Annotated in this window: 10 protein-coding genes; all 10 read right to left on the bottom strand. The window is 73.5% G+C overall.

The window, feature by feature from the left end:
- Positions 1-46: 46 nt before the first annotated feature.
- Positions 47-6178 (bottom strand): Ig-like domain-containing protein, encoded by a 6132-nt coding sequence (locus tag HLB15_RS03475; RefSeq protein ID WP_229785588.1) that lies wholly within the window; start codon positions 6176-6178, stop codon positions 47-49.
- Between the two features lie 64 nt (positions 6179-6242).
- Entirely contained in the window at positions 6243-7331 is a 1089-nt protein-coding gene (locus HLB15_RS03470; protein WP_171103713.1) for a polyprenyl synthetase family protein, read from the bottom strand.
- A complete protein-coding gene (gene nuoN, locus HLB15_RS03465; protein ID WP_171103711.1) occupies positions 7328-9088 on the bottom strand; it encodes an NADH-quinone oxidoreductase subunit NuoN in 1761 nt (586 codons plus the stop codon). The genes HLB15_RS03470 and nuoN overlap by 4 nt, the downstream gene beginning before the upstream one ends.
- Positions 9085-10671: an NADH-quinone oxidoreductase subunit M gene (locus tag HLB15_RS03460; protein ID WP_171103709.1), complete on the bottom strand. Its 1587-nt coding sequence runs from the start codon at positions 10669-10671 to the stop codon at positions 9085-9087. The genes nuoN and HLB15_RS03460 overlap by 4 nt, the downstream gene beginning before the upstream one ends.
- An 11-nt stretch (positions 10672-10682) precedes the next feature.
- Positions 10683-12614, bottom strand: a complete 1932-nt coding sequence (nuoL, locus tag HLB15_RS03455) for an NADH-quinone oxidoreductase subunit L (protein ID WP_171103772.1) — start codon at positions 12612-12614, stop codon at positions 10683-10685.
- Between the two features lie 19 nt (positions 12615-12633).
- Complete coding sequence (gene nuoK / locus HLB15_RS03450) at positions 12634-12933, bottom strand: NADH-quinone oxidoreductase subunit NuoK (protein ID WP_171103707.1); 300 nt, start codon at positions 12931-12933, stop codon at positions 12634-12636.
- Positions 12933-13751 carry an NADH-quinone oxidoreductase subunit J gene (locus tag HLB15_RS03445; RefSeq protein ID WP_171103705.1) on the bottom strand — a complete coding sequence of 273 codons (819 nt, stop codon included), beginning with the start codon at positions 13749-13751 and terminating at the stop codon, positions 12933-12935. The genes nuoK and HLB15_RS03445 overlap by 1 nt, the downstream gene beginning before the upstream one ends.
- Complete coding sequence (gene nuoI / locus HLB15_RS03440; RefSeq protein ID WP_171103703.1) at positions 13748-14638, bottom strand: NADH-quinone oxidoreductase subunit NuoI; 891 nt, start codon at positions 14636-14638, stop codon at positions 13748-13750. The genes HLB15_RS03445 and nuoI overlap by 4 nt, the downstream gene beginning before the upstream one ends.
- On the bottom strand, positions 14631-15926 hold the full coding sequence (gene nuoH, locus HLB15_RS03435; protein WP_171103701.1) for an NADH-quinone oxidoreductase subunit NuoH: 1296 nt from the start codon (positions 15924-15926) through the stop codon (positions 14631-14633). The genes nuoI and nuoH overlap by 8 nt, the downstream gene beginning before the upstream one ends.
- Positions 15926-16816: molybdopterin dinucleotide binding domain-containing protein (locus HLB15_RS03430; RefSeq protein ID WP_171103700.1), on the bottom strand; the 891-nt coding region annotated here is incomplete at its 5' end. The genes nuoH and HLB15_RS03430, both read right to left, overlap by 1 nt.

Below are 16816 nucleotides of genomic sequence, written 5' to 3'. Positions count from 1 at the left end.
CGGTCGCCGGTGACATGCCGACAGGGCGTCCGAACGCGCGGCTGCCTCACCAGGTGAGGTGCGTCGCGTCGCCCCACGCGCCCGTCCGGACCCACACCTCAGCCCCTGCCCGACCCCAGGTGCACGGCAGCTCGGCGTCGAGGTTGCCGTCCGCGTCGAGCTGCAGCCGTCGGTCGAACCGGTCGTAGCCGTGCCAGTGCCGCACTCCTTCGGAGCTGAACCGGTCGGGGTAGTAGGCCGCACCGTCCGCGTAACACTGGATCGCGAACTCGACGCCCGGCTCACCGTCGCGGACCTGCAGCCCCACATACCGCTCCCCGCCCCCTGCGGACGCCGCCTTGACGGTCCGCAGCACTCGGTCGGAGTCCGCGTCACCCGTCGTCCCCGTCCGCTGCACCCAGGCGCCGCAACCCGCCGCGTTGCAGCTCCGCGCCCTGAGCGTGTAGCTCTTGTGCGGTGCCGTCGGCACCGTGACCCGCTCGACGGCGCCCTGCGCCGAGCCCGTGCGGTCGCGGTCACCGCTCAGCACCCACTCCGTCCGTGTGACGTCCCGGCCACCCGAGTCGGCCGCCCGGTACACCGTGAAGAACCCGTCGTCGGTGCGGTCCCTCGTCCACTCGACCGTCGGCCGACCGGGCACGGTGTAGGGCACGACGGCGTTCGAGCGCGCCGTCCACGCCGAGCACGTGTACGCGTTGCACGCGCGGACCTCGAACGTGTGGCTCCGCCCGTTCTCCAGCCCGCTGAAGGTGTTCGGTGGAGCGTCGGCCCGCTTGGTGTCCGAGCCGTCGGCACGCACCTGGTAGTACGGACCGTCGCCACGGAAGTCGCTCGCCCTGGCCCAGGAGACACGCGCCTTGCCGTCGGTGTTGCCGCTGATCAGCTCTGCTGTCGGGGCACCGGGCAGCACCGGGGTGCCGTACGGCGTGAGCGCGGCGGACCGCGCGCTCACCGGCGAGCGCCCCGCCATGTTCTCCGCGACGACGGCGAACCGGTACTCGGCCCGGGGGTCGAGGCCCTGCAGCTCCTGCGTGGTGCCCGACACCGCCCTCGTGTCGTCGAGCGCGCCGTCGCGGAAGACGCGCAGCTCGTACCTCGTGACCGGTGCCCCGTTCGTCACCGGCGCCGTCCAGCGCACCGTCACCTGGCCGCCCAGCGCGGTGTCGACCCGCGTCGCGCGCGGCGCGTCCGGCCGTCCGGGCGGCGCGGCGGGGGTCTCGGGCGCCGACGGGTCCGACCAGTCGGAGGGCTCCGGCGCGGCGTTGCGCGCCTGGACCCGCACCGTGTACGCCGTGCCGTTGCGCAGACCGTCCCACACGGTGCTCGTCCCGTCGAGGCAGGTCTTCTGGATCCCGCCCGCCGGCGGTGCCGGACTGATCTCGAGGTTGACGCACTCGACGGGCGACCGGTCGGTGTAGGTCCGGTTCGTCCACGTCACGGTGAGCTGCCCGTCGCCGAACCGCAGAGTCGGCGGCGCGGGCGGGTCGGGCCGCTCGTCGGGTGTGGCCTCCGCGGAGGGTCCCGACCATCCCGACGTGCCGACGTCGTTGCGGGCCGCCACGGCGAACCGGTAGGTCCTCGTGTTCGTCAGCCCGGTCACCGTACAGGTCGTCGTGGGGCAGTCCGTGATCCTTCCGTCACCGGTCCGCACCTGGTAGCCGGTGATCGGCGCGCCGTTGTCCGCGGGCGGGTCCCAGCCGAGCACGACCGTCCGCGAACGCACCTCCTCGACCGTGGGCGGGCGCGGCGCCTCGGGCGCGCCGAGCACGGTGACGCGGGCGACGCCCTCGACCTCGCGGGTCGGGTCGCCGGTCGCGTCGGCCACCCGGTAGCGCACCACGGTGACGCCGTGGAACCCGTCCGGCGGCGTCACGCGGACGTGGTCCCCCGCCGCCTCGACGGTGCCCTGCCCGGACTCGAGCCGGGTGGAGACGAGCCGGAGCGGCTCCTCCGGGAACGGGTTCACGTCGTTGGCGAGCACGTCGACCGTCACGGGTTCGCCCTCGTGCGCGTCCGGCACCTCGTCCGGGGTGGCGCGCGCGAGGGGGCGCGTCGAGGCGACGACCGTGATCGTGAGCTGCCCGGCGACGGGCGGGTGGTTGCCGTCGGACACCGTGAGGCCCACGGCGACGGTGGTGCCCTTCGGCACGTCGGGGGCCGGGGTGACCTGGACGGTCGTGCCGGTGGTGGCGAGGCTCAGCCCGGCGCCCGCGCTCTCGGTGGTCACGGTGAGCGGGTCGCCGTCCGGGTCGGTGACGTACCGGGCCAGGTCGAGCGTCGTCTCCTCGCCCGCCGCCGCCTCGACGACGGGGGTGCCCGTGATCTCGGGCGGGCCGTTGCGCCCCGGCAACACGTCCAGCGGCAGCGTGAGCACGGCCGTGCGGCCCTCGGGGTCGTCGACACCGTCGCCGTCGGTGACCTCGAACGTGAGGGCGGCGGGACCGGAGTAGTCGCGGTGCGGGGTGTAGGTGACCCGGGCCGGGCCGGTCACCTCGTGCTCGCCCTCCGTCGCCGCGACCTGCGTCTCGTCCGTCAGCCGGGGCGTGCGGCCCGGCGCGACCACGACGTACTCCTCGAGGTCGAGCGCGCTGGGCTCGCCCGCCGTCACCTCGACGGGCTCCAGGCCGTCGCGCAGCCGCGGGAGGGTGCCGTCACGCGGGACGCGCAGGAAGGCCTTCGCGGTCAGCCCGTCGGAGTCGGTCACCTCGTACGTGACGACCTGCGGCCGAGCGCCCAGCGGCACGCGCACCTGCCCGTCCTCCGTGACGGTCGGTCCGTCGGGTCCGGCGTCGGGCACGCTCACCTCGAGGTCGTCCGCGAGCCCGTCGGGGTCGGCGTCGTTGCGCGTCACGTCGACCGTCACGGTGGAGCCCGTGACGTCCTGCGGCACGACGACGTCGTCGCGCGCGACAGGGCGCAGGAGCGGCGCCTCGTGGGAGACCTCGACGGTGACGGCGCCCGTGGCGCGCGCGGCGAACGTGTCGGCGATCCGGTAGTAGAAGGTGTGCGTCCCCTCGTCGCGCGGGGTCGTGACGACGACGAGGTCGTCGGCCACCACCGGCTCGAGCTCGGGGGCACCCTCGAACGACCGCGGCACGAGGCCGACCTGGTCGCCGTTCGGGTCGGAGTCGTTGGCGAGGACGTCGATGCCGACGCTGCGCCCGGGCCGCACCGTCAGCTCGTCGTCCACGGCGAGCGGCGCCTGGTTGAGCTGCGGCGGGCGGGCCACGCCGACCCGCACCGTCCCGACCGCGGTCGCGCCCCGCGTGTCCGTCACCGTGTAGGTGAACCGGTCCTCGCCGGCCGCGGTCGCCCCGGCCGCGTACTCGAGCACGCCGTCCACGATGTCGACGGTCCCGGCGGCGGGCGGCGAGGCGATCGCCTCGAGCTGGACATGGTCGCCGTCGGGGTCGCTGCCGTCCAGCGGGACCGCGACACGCGTGGTCGCGCCGGACAGCACGCGCGCGGTGACCTCCGGCGGCTGCGGCGCGGTGTTCTCGTCGCCGTCCACCACGGTGATCGTCACCTGGGCGGAGTCCCGCCTCCCGCCCGGGTCCGCCACCTCGTAGACCAGGTGGACCGTGCCGCCTGCGCCCAGGTCGGCCTTGAACCGCACGGTGTCCTGCGAGACGAAGGCCTCACCCTGCTCCGGCTCCTCCACGAGCTCCTCGGCGAGCGTGAGCTCCAGGCCGTCGGGGTGGTCGTCGTTGCGCAGCACCGGCACCGTCACGACGTCGCCCGCGTGCACGACCGCCTCGTCCGGGTGCGCCTCCGGCGGCCGCGGCGTCTCCGGGGCGGCCACGGGCACGACCCGGACCTGGCCGGTAGCGCTCCCCGCACCGTTGTCCACGGTGTACTCGAGCACGACAGGGGCCTCGAGCCGCCGGGCCTCGTTCACGCGCAGCACGTGGTGGTCGAGCACGGCCGCCGTGACGGGGGCGTCGTCGGGGACGGTCACCGACTGCACCACGAGCACGCCGCCCGCGGGGTCGGTGTCGTTCGCCAGGACGTCCACGAGCGCGGTCCCGCCCGCGGGCAGCAGCACCGTGTCGGCGACGGTCACGGGGACGCCGTCGTCCTCCGGCGGGGGCAGCACGTCGACCCGGACGAGGCCGAGCGCGGCGTCCGGGCCGTCGCTGACCCGGTAGGCGAGGTCGTAGCTGCCCGGCTCGTCGGCCACGAAGCGGAACGTGCCCGCGGCGTAGTTCGGCGTGATCGTCGCGGGCGCCTGCTCCGCGACGTCGACCAGCCGCAGGCGGTCACCGTTCGGGTCGGTGTCGTTCTCCAGCGGCCGCACCGTGACGGGCTGCCCGGCGGGCACCGCCACGTGGTCGCCCACGGCGACCGGCGGCTCCTGCGTGGCGACGACGTCCACGAGGAGCTTGCCCTCGCCGACCGCGCCCGTGCTGTCGGTGACCGTGAGGTCGACAACCTTGCGGCCCACGGCACCCCCGCCGTCCCGGAACTCGACGGTGCCGTCCGGGCGGAACCGGGTCTCGTCGGCCGGGTCGGTCGTCGCGGCGCTGGTCAGCACGAGGTCGTCGCCGTCCGGGTCGCGCCAGAACGGCAGCACCTTGACCGACGCGGAGCCGCCCTGCCCGACGCGCAGCACCGGCTCGCCCTCCGGCACGGGCGGGGCACTCTCGCCCGGCGGCACCACGCGCAGGCGCACGTCGGCGTCCGCCGTACCGCCCCTGCCGTCGTCGACCGTGTAGGTGAACCGGACGGTGCCCGACGCGTCCGCCGGCACGTCCGCCTGGAGCGCCAGGCCGTCGAGCACACGGCGCACCGCGACGCCGCTGCGGGCCGGTGGGGCCGAGGACACGCCGGCGGTCATCACGTCGCCGTCGGGGTCGACGTCGTTGCCGAGCACGTCCAGCACCGTCGTCCTCCCGGGACGCACACCGAGGTCGTCGTCCGTCGGTGCCGGTGGCCGGTTGGGCCGGTCCCGCTCGGTGACCACCTGGTCCACGAGCTCCGGCGTCGTGGACTCGGTCTCGGTCCGCTCGCCGACCGCGTCCTCCGGCATCGTCAGGTCCCAGTCGTCGACCTTCTCGAAGTCGTCGGCGGCCATCCACAGGGTGCCGTCGCCCACATCGTTGAGCACCACGACCTGGCGGTTGACCCGGTAGGCGAGCTCGCCGTCGGCGCCCTCGAGGTACTCGTCCACGTCACGGTCCGTGCCCGGGCAGTCCCGGATCACCAGCCCCGTGCCCGACCACGCGCCGAACGTGCACGCGCCGACCCGCACGGGAGCCGCAGGCACGCCGTCGGCCGGCCGGACCGTCGCCTCGCCCCCGCGCACAGGCTGCGCGACCAGGGCCGACGGCGTGGCGACGAGGACGGACCGTGCCGCGTCCGACGGCTGCTGGAGCCGGGCCTCCGCGGCCCCGGCGAGGTCGACGACGTCGCCCCCGGGAAGCACGAGCGCCGCGGCCGTGTGGTCGAGCACCACCGGGTCGGGGCCGACGGCAGTGACGTCCAGATCAGCGTCCTCGGCGACGGACAGGTCACGTTCGCGCACCTCGCCGGGCGCACCCTGCGCACCGGTCTCGACGCGGTACAGGGTCCGGTCGCGAGCGACCGCGACGTGCACGGTGCCGTCGGTCCCGACCGCGAGCCGGCCGCCGGTGCCGACCTCCACCGTCGGCTCGAGCTGCTCCTCGTCGAAGGCAGTCAGGCCGTCGAACGGCAGCACCCACAGCCGCCCGGAGTCGGGGTCGAGGATCGCGGTCGTGCGCCCGCCCGACGCGACGAGCGCACCCCGGGGGGCCACGACCGGCCCCGCCGTGGTGAGCTGCGCGGGGTCGACGGGGCTCGCCGACGACGCCCCGGCGTCGGTGAGCAGCACGCGGTACTCGTCCTGCTGCACGTCGAACGTCGAGGACCCGGCCAGGAGCGTGCTGTCCATGGCCCGCGCCTGGTCGTTGAACCGGCCCAGCCGGCCCGACTCGGTCTGCGTGACCCACACGCCGGAGTCGTCGAGGTCGACCTCCGCGGTCGCCTCGCCGTCCTGGAGGAGGGCCAGCGCGAGGAGCGTGCCCGCGAACAGCGCGACGAAGGCCCAGGAGGCGATCACACCAGGAGCCGGCCGAGAGCGCTCCGCGACCACCCCGGCCTCGTGCAGCGCCTCGTGCGTCAGCTCGTCCGTCTCCGGGTCGGACACCCGATCTGACACCGCGTCCACCACCACGCCCCCCGTTGCCCGCCAGCATCCTAGCGAGCGCCCGGGCCCGTGCCCGTCAGACCGCCCGGTCGGCCAGGACCTGGGCGAACTCCTCGAGCGACTCCTTCACCGGACCGTCCGGCAGCGGCGCGAGCTCGGCCGCCGCGGCGCGCGCCCAGCGGACCGCGTGCTCGCGGGTCTCCGCCAGCACGTCGTGCGCCCGCAGGCGCTCGACCACGGCGGCGAGCGCCTCGTCCGAGGACAGGTCGCCGTCGAGCGCGGCGAGCAGGTCGCGGTCCTCGTCGGTGGCCGTGCCCGCGGCGACCCGCTGCCGCAGCAGCAGCACCGGCATGGTCGGCACGTGCTCACGCAGGTCGGTGCCCGGCGTCTTGCCCGAGGTCTCGCCCGAGCTGGCGACGTCGAGCACGTCGTCGGCGAGCTGGAAGGCGACGCCCACCTTCTCGCCGTAGGCGCCGACCGCCTCGACGTGCTCGGCCGGCGCCCCCGCGATCATCGCGCCGAGCCGGGCCGACGCCGACAGCAGCGACGCCGTCTTGTCGGACAGGACCTGCAGGTAGTGCTCCACGCCGTCGGCGCCCTCGTCCGGCCCCATGGTCTCGTGGAGCTGGCCGAGGCACATGCGCTCGAACGTGCGCGACTGCAGGATCACGGCCTCCGGGCCCAGCTCGGCCACCCTGGCCGAGGCACGGGCGAACAGCATGTCGCCCACGAGGATCGCCACCGAGTTGCCCCACACCATGTGGGCCGACGGCGCACCACGCCGCATGGGCGCCGAGTCCATGACGTCGTCGTGGTAGAGCGACGCCACCTGCGTCAGCTCCACCACGACCGCCGCGTCGATCACACCCGGCACCGTCCCGTCGCCCAGCTCACCCGTGAGCAGGGTGAGCAGCGGCCGGAACCGCTTGCCGCCCGCGTCGATGAGGTGGCGGGAGGCGCCGTCGGCCAGCCGGTCGGCGCTGGCGACGGCCTCCAGCAGCGCCTCGTCGACCAGCGTCAGCCGGTCCGCGAGCCGCGCGGCCAGCTCCGGGTCGGTGACCGGGAGTCCCAGCGCGGTCGGGTCGGGAAGGGTCGACGAGGCGGCCGGGGTCGCCGTCGCGGGCGTACCCGACGTCGTCCGGGGCGGCAGCGGTGCTGAGGTCACGGCACGAACTTACTTGCCTGTTCCACCAGATCGAGAACCGGGGACGGGAATACGCCGAGAATCACGGTCGCCACGGCGCACACCGCGACGGCGACGGCGGCGGGACCGCGCGACCGCGCGACGGTGACGACGACCCGCTGCGCGGCCGTGACCTGCGCCGTCGCGAGGGCGGCCGGAGCCGTCCCGCCGGACGCCCCCGCCGTCTCGGACGCGTCGAGGTCCTCGGCGTCCGGCACCTGCTCCGGCACCGTCTCGTCGTCCGCCCGGCGGAACACCATGACGACGAGCAGGCGCAGGTAGAACGCGACGGTGACGATCGACGCCAGCACGCCGAGCACGGCGAGCCACCACAGGCCGCCGGTCACCGCGCCGGAGAACGCGCCGAACTTGGCGACGAACCCCGCGGTGAGCGGGATGCCCGCCATCGACAGCAGGAAGATTCCGAACGCCGCGGTGAGCCACGGGGCCTTGCGGCCCAGACCGGCCCACTGCGCGATCTCCGTCGCCTCGCCGAGCACGACGCCGTCGTCGGCCACCGGGCCGTTGTCCTCGCCCGAGCGGGAGCCCGACGCCACCCGGCGCTCGCGCACCAGGGTGACCACGGCGAACGCGCCGACCGTCGAGAGGCCGTAGGCCAGCAGGTAGAACAGCGTCGACGCCTGCACCTGGGCGTTGAAGCCCGCGATGCCGACGAGCAGGAAGCCCGCGTGCGCGATCGAGGAGTAGGCCAGCAGACGCTTGACGTCGGACTGGACGGAGCCGACCACGGCACCGACCACCATCGTCGCGATCGCGACCACGACGATCACGACCTGGAGCTGTCGCAGGATCTGCGGGTCCACGGCCTGCACGCCGATCGAGGTCCGGTACAGCACCTGGACCAGCGCGACGACGGCCGCCGCCTTGGTGCAGGCCGCCATGAACCCGGTGATCGGGGTGGGCGCGCCGGTGTAGACGTCGGGCGTCCACGCGTGGAACGGCACGGCGCCGACCTTGAACAGCAGGCCGACGGTGACCAGGAGGACGCCCGCGACGAGCAGCACGCTCATGCCCTCGAGCGGCAGCATGCCGCCCTGCACCTGCTGCGCGATCTGCAGCAGCCGCACGGTGCCCGCGAACCCGTAGATCAGCGCGACGCCGAAGATGAACAGCGCCGAGGCGAACGCGCCGAGCAGGAAGTACTTGGCCGCGGCCTCCTGCGAGAGCAGGCGGCGTCGGCGCGCCGTCGCGCACAGCACGTACAGCGGCAGCGACAGCACCTCGAGCGCGATGAACATGACCACGAGGTCGTCGGTCGACGCGAACAGCATCATGCCGCCGGTCGCGAACAGCAGCAGCGGGTAGATCTCCGTCTGCACGAGCCCGGCCCGGCGCGCCAGGTCCTCGTACGAGGTGCCGGGCACCGCGGAGGCCGTGGGCGCGAACGCGTCCTGCCCCGTGCTCGTGCGGTCGGCGACGACGAGCACGCCGAGGAAGGCGAGCACGGCGACGATGCCCTGCGCGGCGAGCGCGAACGGCGTGAGCGTGACGCTGCCCCCCACGACCTGCACCGGCTGGGCCACGATCTGCGGCCACAGCACCGCGACGAAGGCGAGCCCGCCCGCCAGCGCGGCCAGCGCCAGGACGATCTGGGTGGTGCGGCGTGCCCGTGCGGGCACGAACGCCTCGACGAGGATGCCGACGACGCCCGCGCCGAGCACCACGATGAGCGGGGCGAGCGCGAGCCAGTCGATCTCTGGCGGCACGAAGGTGGTCACTTGTCGCTCCCCATCTGCGCGGCGGCGTCCGCCGGTACGTCGACCGCCGTGACGGCGGCCACCGACTGCTCGGCGGGCGCGTTCACGTAGGTCAGGGCAAGGCTCGGCACGAAGCCGAGCACGAGGAGGCCCGCCACGAGCGGCGCCGCGACGACGCGCTCACGCACCCGCAGGTCGGGCAGGGTCTCGAGCCCTGCCGCGGGCGCCCCCGTGAAGATCTTCTGGTAGGTCAGGAGCACGTACACCGCGGCGAGCACGACGCCGGGGACGGCGGCGAGGGTCCAGGCCGCCGAGCCGGCGGGCTCGCCGCCGAACGCGCCGATCAGCACCATGATCTCGCTGGCGAACGTGGCGAGGCCGGGCAGCGACAGCGTCGCCAGGCCCGCCACGAGGAAGGTGCCGGCGAGCACCGGCGTCGTCGACCGCAGCCCGCTGTACGCGGCGATCTTCTGCGACCGCTCCGGGTGGCGGGACACGAGGAACCCGGCCACGAGGAACAGCGCGCCGGTGGCGAGGCCGTGGTTGAGCATCATGAAGCTCGACCCGGCGGTGCCCAGCGGCGTGAACGTGAAGATGCCGAGGATGATGAAGCCGAAGTGGCTCACCGAGGTCCAGCCGACCAGGCGGAGCAGGTCGGTCTGCATGATCGCCATGACCGCCCCGTACAGCACCGAGATCACCGCGAGCGCGATGACGAACGGCGCCGCCCACCGCGAGGCCTCCGGGAACAGCGGGAGGCACAGCGTGAGCATGCCGAAGGTGCCGACCTTGTCGAGCACGCAGATCAGCAGGGTCGACGTGCCGGGGGTCGCGTTGCCCGCGACGTCGGGCAGCCAGCTGTGCACCGGGACCATGGGGGCCTTGATCGCGAAGGCGATGAAGAACCCGACGAACATGAGGCGCTCGGCCGTCGTGCCCAGGTCCACGGCGACCAGCTCGTCCACGAGGAACGCCCTGCTCGGGTCGACGCCGTTGCTCACCGCGAGGAAGTACAGCGCGATGACCGCGGCGAGCATGATGAGCCCGCCGCCCAGGCTGAACATGAGGAACTTGACCGCGGCGCGGCGCCGTCCCGGGCCCTGCCCGAACCCGCCGATGAGGAAGTAGGCGGGGATGAGCATGGCCTCGAACAGCACGTAGAAGAGGAACACGTCGCGCGCGCTGAACACGGCCACCATGAACGCCTCGAGCAGCAGCACGAGGGCGACGAACCGGCGCAGCCGCACCTCGTCGTGGCCCTGCTCGCGCCAGGCGGCGAGCAGCACGAGCGGCACGAGCACCACGGACAGGGCCACGAGCAGCAGGCCGACGCCGTCGACGGCGACGGCGTACGAGGTACCGATCTGCGGGATCCACGAGGCCGTGGTGCCGAGCTGGTGCTCGTCGGCGGCGCCCGTGTCGAACGCCAGGAAGGCCCCGACCAGCAGACCCACCTCGACGAGCGAGAACACGAGCGCCAGCGGCCGGGCCAGGCCGGTGCCGCCGCCCGCAGGCCCCGTGCGGCGGCGCACCAGCGCGCTCAGGCCCACCACGGCGGCGCCGACCAGCGGCCATGCGATGAGCACGGTCAGCCAGGGAAACATCTCTCCTCCGATCACTGGGCACCGCCGAGGCCTGCGCCGAGCCGGACAACGAGCCACGCCACGAGGGCGATGACCAGGACGCCGCCCGCCATGCCCGCGGCGTACGAGCGCACGTACCCCGTCTGCACCTTGCGGAACATCGCGCCGAACCACGAGACGGCGAGCGGCAGGACGCCCCAGCCGCGGTCGACGACGTCCCGGTCGCCCACCTGCACGAGCCGGGCGATGCCGTGGGCGGGCAGCACGACCAGCGTCTCGTTGGCCGCGTCCTGGTAGAGGTCCCTGCGGGCCGCCCGGGTGAGGAACGAGCCGCGCGGGGCCTCCTCCGGCACGAGCTGCACCGCGTACATCCGGAACGCGAGGGCGGCACCGAGCAGGACGAGCACGAGCGTCGCGCCGATGATGACCGGCACCGGCAGCACGGGCTCGTGGTGCTCGGCGTGGCCGACCACCGGCTCGAGCCAGGTGGTGAACGTGCCGCCGATGCCGAGCACGAGACCCAGGCCGGCCGAGCCGACGCCGAGGAACACCAGCGGCCACCACATGAGGGGCGAGCCCTCGTGCGGATGCTGGTTCTCGGTCCAGCGCGGGCGGCGCCCGCCGAAGGTCATGAAGAACAGGCGGGTCATGTAGAACGCGGTGATCGCGGCGCCGACGACGGCGACGGTGCCGAACACCCAGGCGCGCCAGGGCTGCCCGTCCACGGGGATGAACGCGGCCTCGATGATCCCGTCCTTGCTCCAGTACCCGGAGAACGGCGGGATGCCGAGGATCGCGAGCCAGCCCAGGCCCATCGTGATCCACGTGATGGGCAGGAAGCGCGACAGCCCGCCGAAGCGGCGCATGTCGGTCTGGTCGCCCATCGCGTGCATCACGGCGCCGGCGCCGAGGAACAGGCCCGCCTTGAAGAAGCCGTGCGTGAGCAGGTGGAAGATCGCGAACGCGTACCCGGCGGGGCCGAGGCCCGCGGCGAGCATCATGTAGCCGATCTGGGACATCGTCGAGGCAGCCAGCGCCTTCTTGATGTCGTCCTTCGCGGTACCGACGACCGCACCGAACAGCAGGGTCACCGCGCCGACGACCACGACGACGAGCTGTGCCGTGGGAGCAGCCTCGAGGATCGGGCCGGAACGCACCATGAGGTAGACGCCCGCCGTGACCATCGTGGCGGCGTGGATGAGCGCGGACACCGGCGTCGGGCCGGCCATCGCGTCGCCGAGCCATGCCTGGAGCGGGAACTGCGCCGACTTGCCACACGCGGCGAGCAGCAGGCACAGGCCGACGGCGGTGGCCGTGCCCTCCGACAGCCCGCCGGCCGCGGGCAGGACGTCGGCGAAGCCGACGCTGCCGACCGTCGCGAAGAGGATCGCCATGGCGGCGATGAGCCCCATGTCGCCCACGCGGTTCATGACGAACGCCTTCTTGGCCGCCACCGCGTTCTCGCGCGCCGTCGGCCGTCCGGTGTCCCAGAACCCGATGAGCAGGTAGGACGCGACGCCCACGCCCTCCCAGCCCACGAAGAGCAGGAGGTAGGAGTCGGCGAGGACCAGCGTGAGCATGGCCGCGACGAACAGGTTGAGGTACGCGAAGAACCGGCGCCGGTCGACGTCGTGGTCCATGTAGGCCACGGAGTAGATGTGGATGAGCGTGCCCACGAAGGTCACGAGCACCACGAACGTCATGGACAGCGGGTCCAGCCGCAGCCCGAGGTCCACGTCGAGACCGCCTGCGGACAGCCACGTCCCCAGGCTGTGGTCGACGGCGCGCTCCTCGGCCGGCGTACCGATCATGCGGAACAGCAGGATGAAGCCGACCACGGCGGCGGCGCCGGAGGCCAGCACGCCGAGCCAGTGGCCCCAGCGGTCGGTGGCCCTGCCGCCCAGCAGCAGCACTGCCGCGCCGATCAGCGGGAAGCCGATCAGCCAGGGGGCGAGCCCGATCACGTCGTTCACTGTCTCCCCCTCAGCCCTTGAGCAGGTTGACGTCGTCGACCGAGGCCGACCGGCGGGTACGGAAGATCGTCACGATGATGGCGAGGCCGACGACGACCTCCGCCGCCGCGACGACCATGACGAAGAACGCGAGCACCTGGCCCGTCAGGTCGCCGTGCAGCCGGGCGAAGGTGACGAAGGCGAGGTTGGTCGCGTTGAGCATGAGCTCGACGCCCATGAACACGACGATGGCGTTGCGGCGCAGCAGCACCGTCGTCGCCCCGATCGCGAACAGCACGGCGGCGAGCACCACGTAGTTGGTGATCTCCATCAGACGTCCTCCTCGCCGCGCCGCGGCGCCGCGGCGCCCGTGGGCGCGTCGGCGTCCACGAGCGCGACGCCGGCGTGCGGGGCGGGTCGTTCCTGGCCGCGGATGCGCAGCACGCGGGACACCGACTGCGGGATCTGCTCGCCGTCGGGGCCGAGCGCCGGCGTGTCCATGGCGTTGGACGTCGCGTAGACGCCCGGGGAGGGCAGCGGCGTGAGGCTGACGCCCTCGGTGAGCGCCTTGACGCGCGCCTCGGCGACCGTGCGCTGGTTCTGCTTCGGCGTGAGCCTGCGGCGGTGCGTGAGCACGAGCGCGCCGACCGCCGCGGTGACGAGCAGCACGCCGACGGCCTCCATGGCGAGCACGTAGTCGCCGAACAGCACGCGCGCCAGCGCCTGCGGGTTGGCGACGCCCGCCGGGTCTCCCCCGGCCAGGCCCGCGCCGGGCGGGAAGGCCGCCCGGCCCACGACGCCGCCCAGCACGAGCGCGAGGCCCAGCCCGACGAGCAGGCCGATCCAGCGCTGGCCACGGATCGTCTCCGTGAGCGAGTCCGACGCGTCGACGCCCACGAGCATGAGCACGAACAGGAACAGCATCATCACGGCGCCCGTGTACACGACCACCTGGACGACGCCGAGGAACGGCGCCTCCTGCGCGATGTAGAGGATCGCCATGCTGATCATGACGAACACGAGGCACATCGCCGCGTGCACGGCCCGCCGCACGAACAGCAGGCCCAGCGCGGCGAGCACCATGAGCGGGGCGACCACCCAGAACAGCACGGTCTCGCCGCCCGAGATCTCGAGCCCGGCCGGGGTCATGCCGTCACCTCCGTGCGGGCGGGGGCGCCGGTGAGCTGCGCCTCGGACGTCGAACCGGGCTCGCTCGTGGCGCGCGCACCCGTCGTCGAGCCCTCGTCCTCGCGCACCGAGCCCACGGCGGCGGCGCCGGCGGACCGCTCGGCCGCGCCGGGCCCCTCGTCGGGCCGCAGCTCGTGCTTGCGCAGGGTCGGCGCGGGCGCCTGCCCGGACGCCGCGGCCTGCGCCGCCTCGAGCGTCTCGTCCTCGGGCCGGTGCTCCCGGACCCAGTCGACCTGCGCCGTCGTCGGGCCGAGCACGTCACCGCTGTAGTAGTCGGTGTCCGTGGTGCCCTCCACCATCGGGTGGGGCGCTGCGAGCATGCCCTCGGCGAGCGGGGCCAGGAGGTCCTGCTTCTCGTAGATCATGCCCGAGCGGGTGTTGCCGGCCAGCTCGTAGTCGTTGGTCATGGTCAGCGCCCGGGTGGGGCACGCCTCGATGCACAGCCCGCAGAAGATGCACCGCAGATAGTTGATCTGGTAGACGCGGCCGTACCGCTCGCCGGGGCTCATGTGCGCCCCGCCCGAGTCGTCGGCCCTGACCTCGCGGCCCGCGTTCTCGGGCAGGTCCGCGTTGGACGCGCCCTCGACGTAGATCGCGTCGGCGGGGCACGCCCACGCGCACAGCTCGCAGCCGATGCACTTCTCCAGCCCGTCGGCGTACCGGTTGAGCTGGTGACGGCCGTGGTAGCGGCGCTGCGGCTGCACCTTCTTGCGGGGGTACTGCTCCGTGACCGTGGGCTTGAACATCGACGACAGCGTCACGCCGAAGCCTGCCACGGGGGCGAAGATCTCCGCGATGGGCCCCGGCTGCGGGCGCAGGGGCTGGTACTCCTTCTCACGCTCACTCACCACGGACCTCCTTTCCGAACCGCTTGGACGGGGGCAGCGTCTGGCCGGGCAGCGGGGGCACCGGGTAGCCGCCGGCGAACGCGTCGACCGGCTCGGCCTCGCCGTCGTCGGCGGGCGGCTGCTTCTTCTCGGGCCAGAACCACATGATCGCGACGAAGACGACCGCCGCACCGACGATCACCGGCACGAACTGCTGGTAGGTGACGCCCTGCACGCGCTGCAGCCACTGCACGACGGCGAGCACGACGACCCAGGCCAGCGCGACGGGGATGAGGATCTTCCAGCCGAACACCATGAACTGGTCGTAGCGCAGGCGCAGCAGCGTGCCGCGCACCCACACGAAGACGAACATCAGGGCCCAGAGCTTCACGAGGAACCAGATGATCGGCAGCCAGCCCTCGTTGAGCGCGCCGCCGAGGAAGCCCTCGGGCACCGGCGCGCGCCAGCCGCCCAGGAAGAGCGTCACGCACACGGCGGACACGTTGAGCATGTTGATGTACTCCGCCAGGAAGAACCAGGCGAACTTCATCGACGAGTACTCGGTCATGTAGCCGGAGACGAGCTCGCCCTCGGCCTCGGGGAGGTCGAACGGGAGGCGGTTGGTCTCGCCGATCATCGAGATCACGTAGATCACGAAGGCGGGGGCGAGCGGGATGAACCACCAGATCTGCGACTGGCTCGACACGATCTGGGACGTCGACATCGACCCGGCCATGATGAACACGCTCACGAGCGACAGGCCCATGGCCAGCTCGTAGCTGATCACCTGGGCCGTCGAGCGCACGGCGCCCAGCAGCGGGTAGGTCGAGCCCGACGACCAGCCGCCGAGCACGATGCCGTACACGCCGAGCGACGCCGCCGCCAGGATGTAGAGCACCGCGACGGGGAAGTCCGTGAGCTGCGCCGGCGTGGTCCAGTCGGTCCACGGGAACGGCAGGCTCGGCCCGAACGGGATGACGGCGAACACCAGCAGCGAGCAGAACACCGAGATCATCGGCGCCAGCAGGTACACGAACTTGTCGGCCCGCGTGACCGTCATGTCCTCCTTGAGCAGGAGCTTCATGGCGTCGGCGAGCGACTGGAGCAGACCGAAGGGGCCGTGCCAGTTCGGGCCGGGCCGCACCTGCATCCGGGCGACGACCTTGCGCTCGAACCAGATCGCGAACAGCACGCTGGTGAGCAGGAAGACCACGATGAGCACGGCCTTCACGACCGAGGCCCAGATCGTCTCCTGCGAGAAGTCGGCGGCGACGCCGGGCGCCGCTGCCGCGAGGATCGCGTGGTCCATCACCCCTGCCTCTCGGATTCGTTGGCGCCGGCGGGTGCGACGGCGACCAGGTCGCCCGCCACCGCGCCGAGCGTCGCGTGCACACGGCTGCCCACGCTGTTCAGCGGCAGCCACACGACGCCGTCGACCATGCCGTCGGTCACGGCGACCGGCAGCTCGACCGTGCCACGCGCGGTGCTGACGGCGACGCGGCCGCCGTCGGCCACGCCGAAGCCCTCCGCCGTGGCGGCCGACAGGCGCGCGACCGGCTGCTTGGCCGTCCCGGCGAGGAACTGCTCACCGTCCTGGCCGCGGCCCGCGTCGAGCTGGAGCCGCCACGTGGCGAGCACCGCCTGACCCGGCCCGACCTGCGGCGCGGCGGTCTGCGCGGCGCTCGGGGCGGCCACCCGGCCGCCGACCCAGGCCTCGCGCTGCGTGAGCGCGACGCCGAGGTGCGCCTCCGCGGGCGTGCCCGACTGCAGGTCGGCGCCGAGCTGCTGGGCCAGCACGTGCAGCACGCGGTGGTCCGGCAGCGCGTTCGACTCGAGCGCCGCGCCGAAGGACCGCACCCGGCCCTCCCAGTTCCAGTACGAGCCCGCACGCTCGACGGGCGGGGCGACCGGCAGCACCACGTCGGCGCGCTCGGTCACCTCGGACGCCCGGACCTCGAGGCTCACCACGAAGCCCGCCGCGTCCAGCGCCGCGCGCGCGGCGGCGGGGTCGGGCAGGTCGGTGAGCTCGACGCCGCCGACCAGCGCACCGCCCAGCGCACCGGAGGCCAGCGCCGCGAGGATGCCCAGCACCGGCCCGTAGTCGATGTCGTCGCAGGCGATCCACTCGAACTCGACCTCGGGGAACAGGCCCGCGAGCCGGTCGTGGTCCTCGGTCGTGTGGTCGCGCGTGAGCGCCAC

The sequence above is a fragment of the Promicromonospora citrea genome (assembly GCF_013004695.1).
GTDB classification, from domain to species: domain Bacteria; phylum Actinomycetota; class Actinomycetes; order Actinomycetales; family Cellulomonadaceae; genus Promicromonospora; species Promicromonospora citrea.
This window is presented reverse-complemented; position numbering and strand designations above follow the sequence as displayed.

Coding starts and splice junctions, on each gene's coding strand:
- HLB15_RS03445 (WP_171103705.1), bottom strand. CDS start 13,751: ATGACCCCGGCCGGGCTCGAGATCTCGGGCGGCGAGACCGTGCTGTTC.
- nuoH (WP_171103701.1), bottom strand. CDS start 15,926: ATGGACCACGCGATCCTCGCGGCAGCGGCGCCCGGCGTCGCCGCCGAC.
- nuoK (WP_171103707.1), bottom strand. CDS start 12,933: ATGGAGATCACCAACTACGTGGTGCTCGCCGCCGTGCTGTTCGCGATC.
- HLB15_RS03460 (WP_171103709.1), bottom strand. CDS start 10,671: ATGTTTCCCTGGCTGACCGTGCTCATCGCATGGCCGCTGGTCGGCGCC.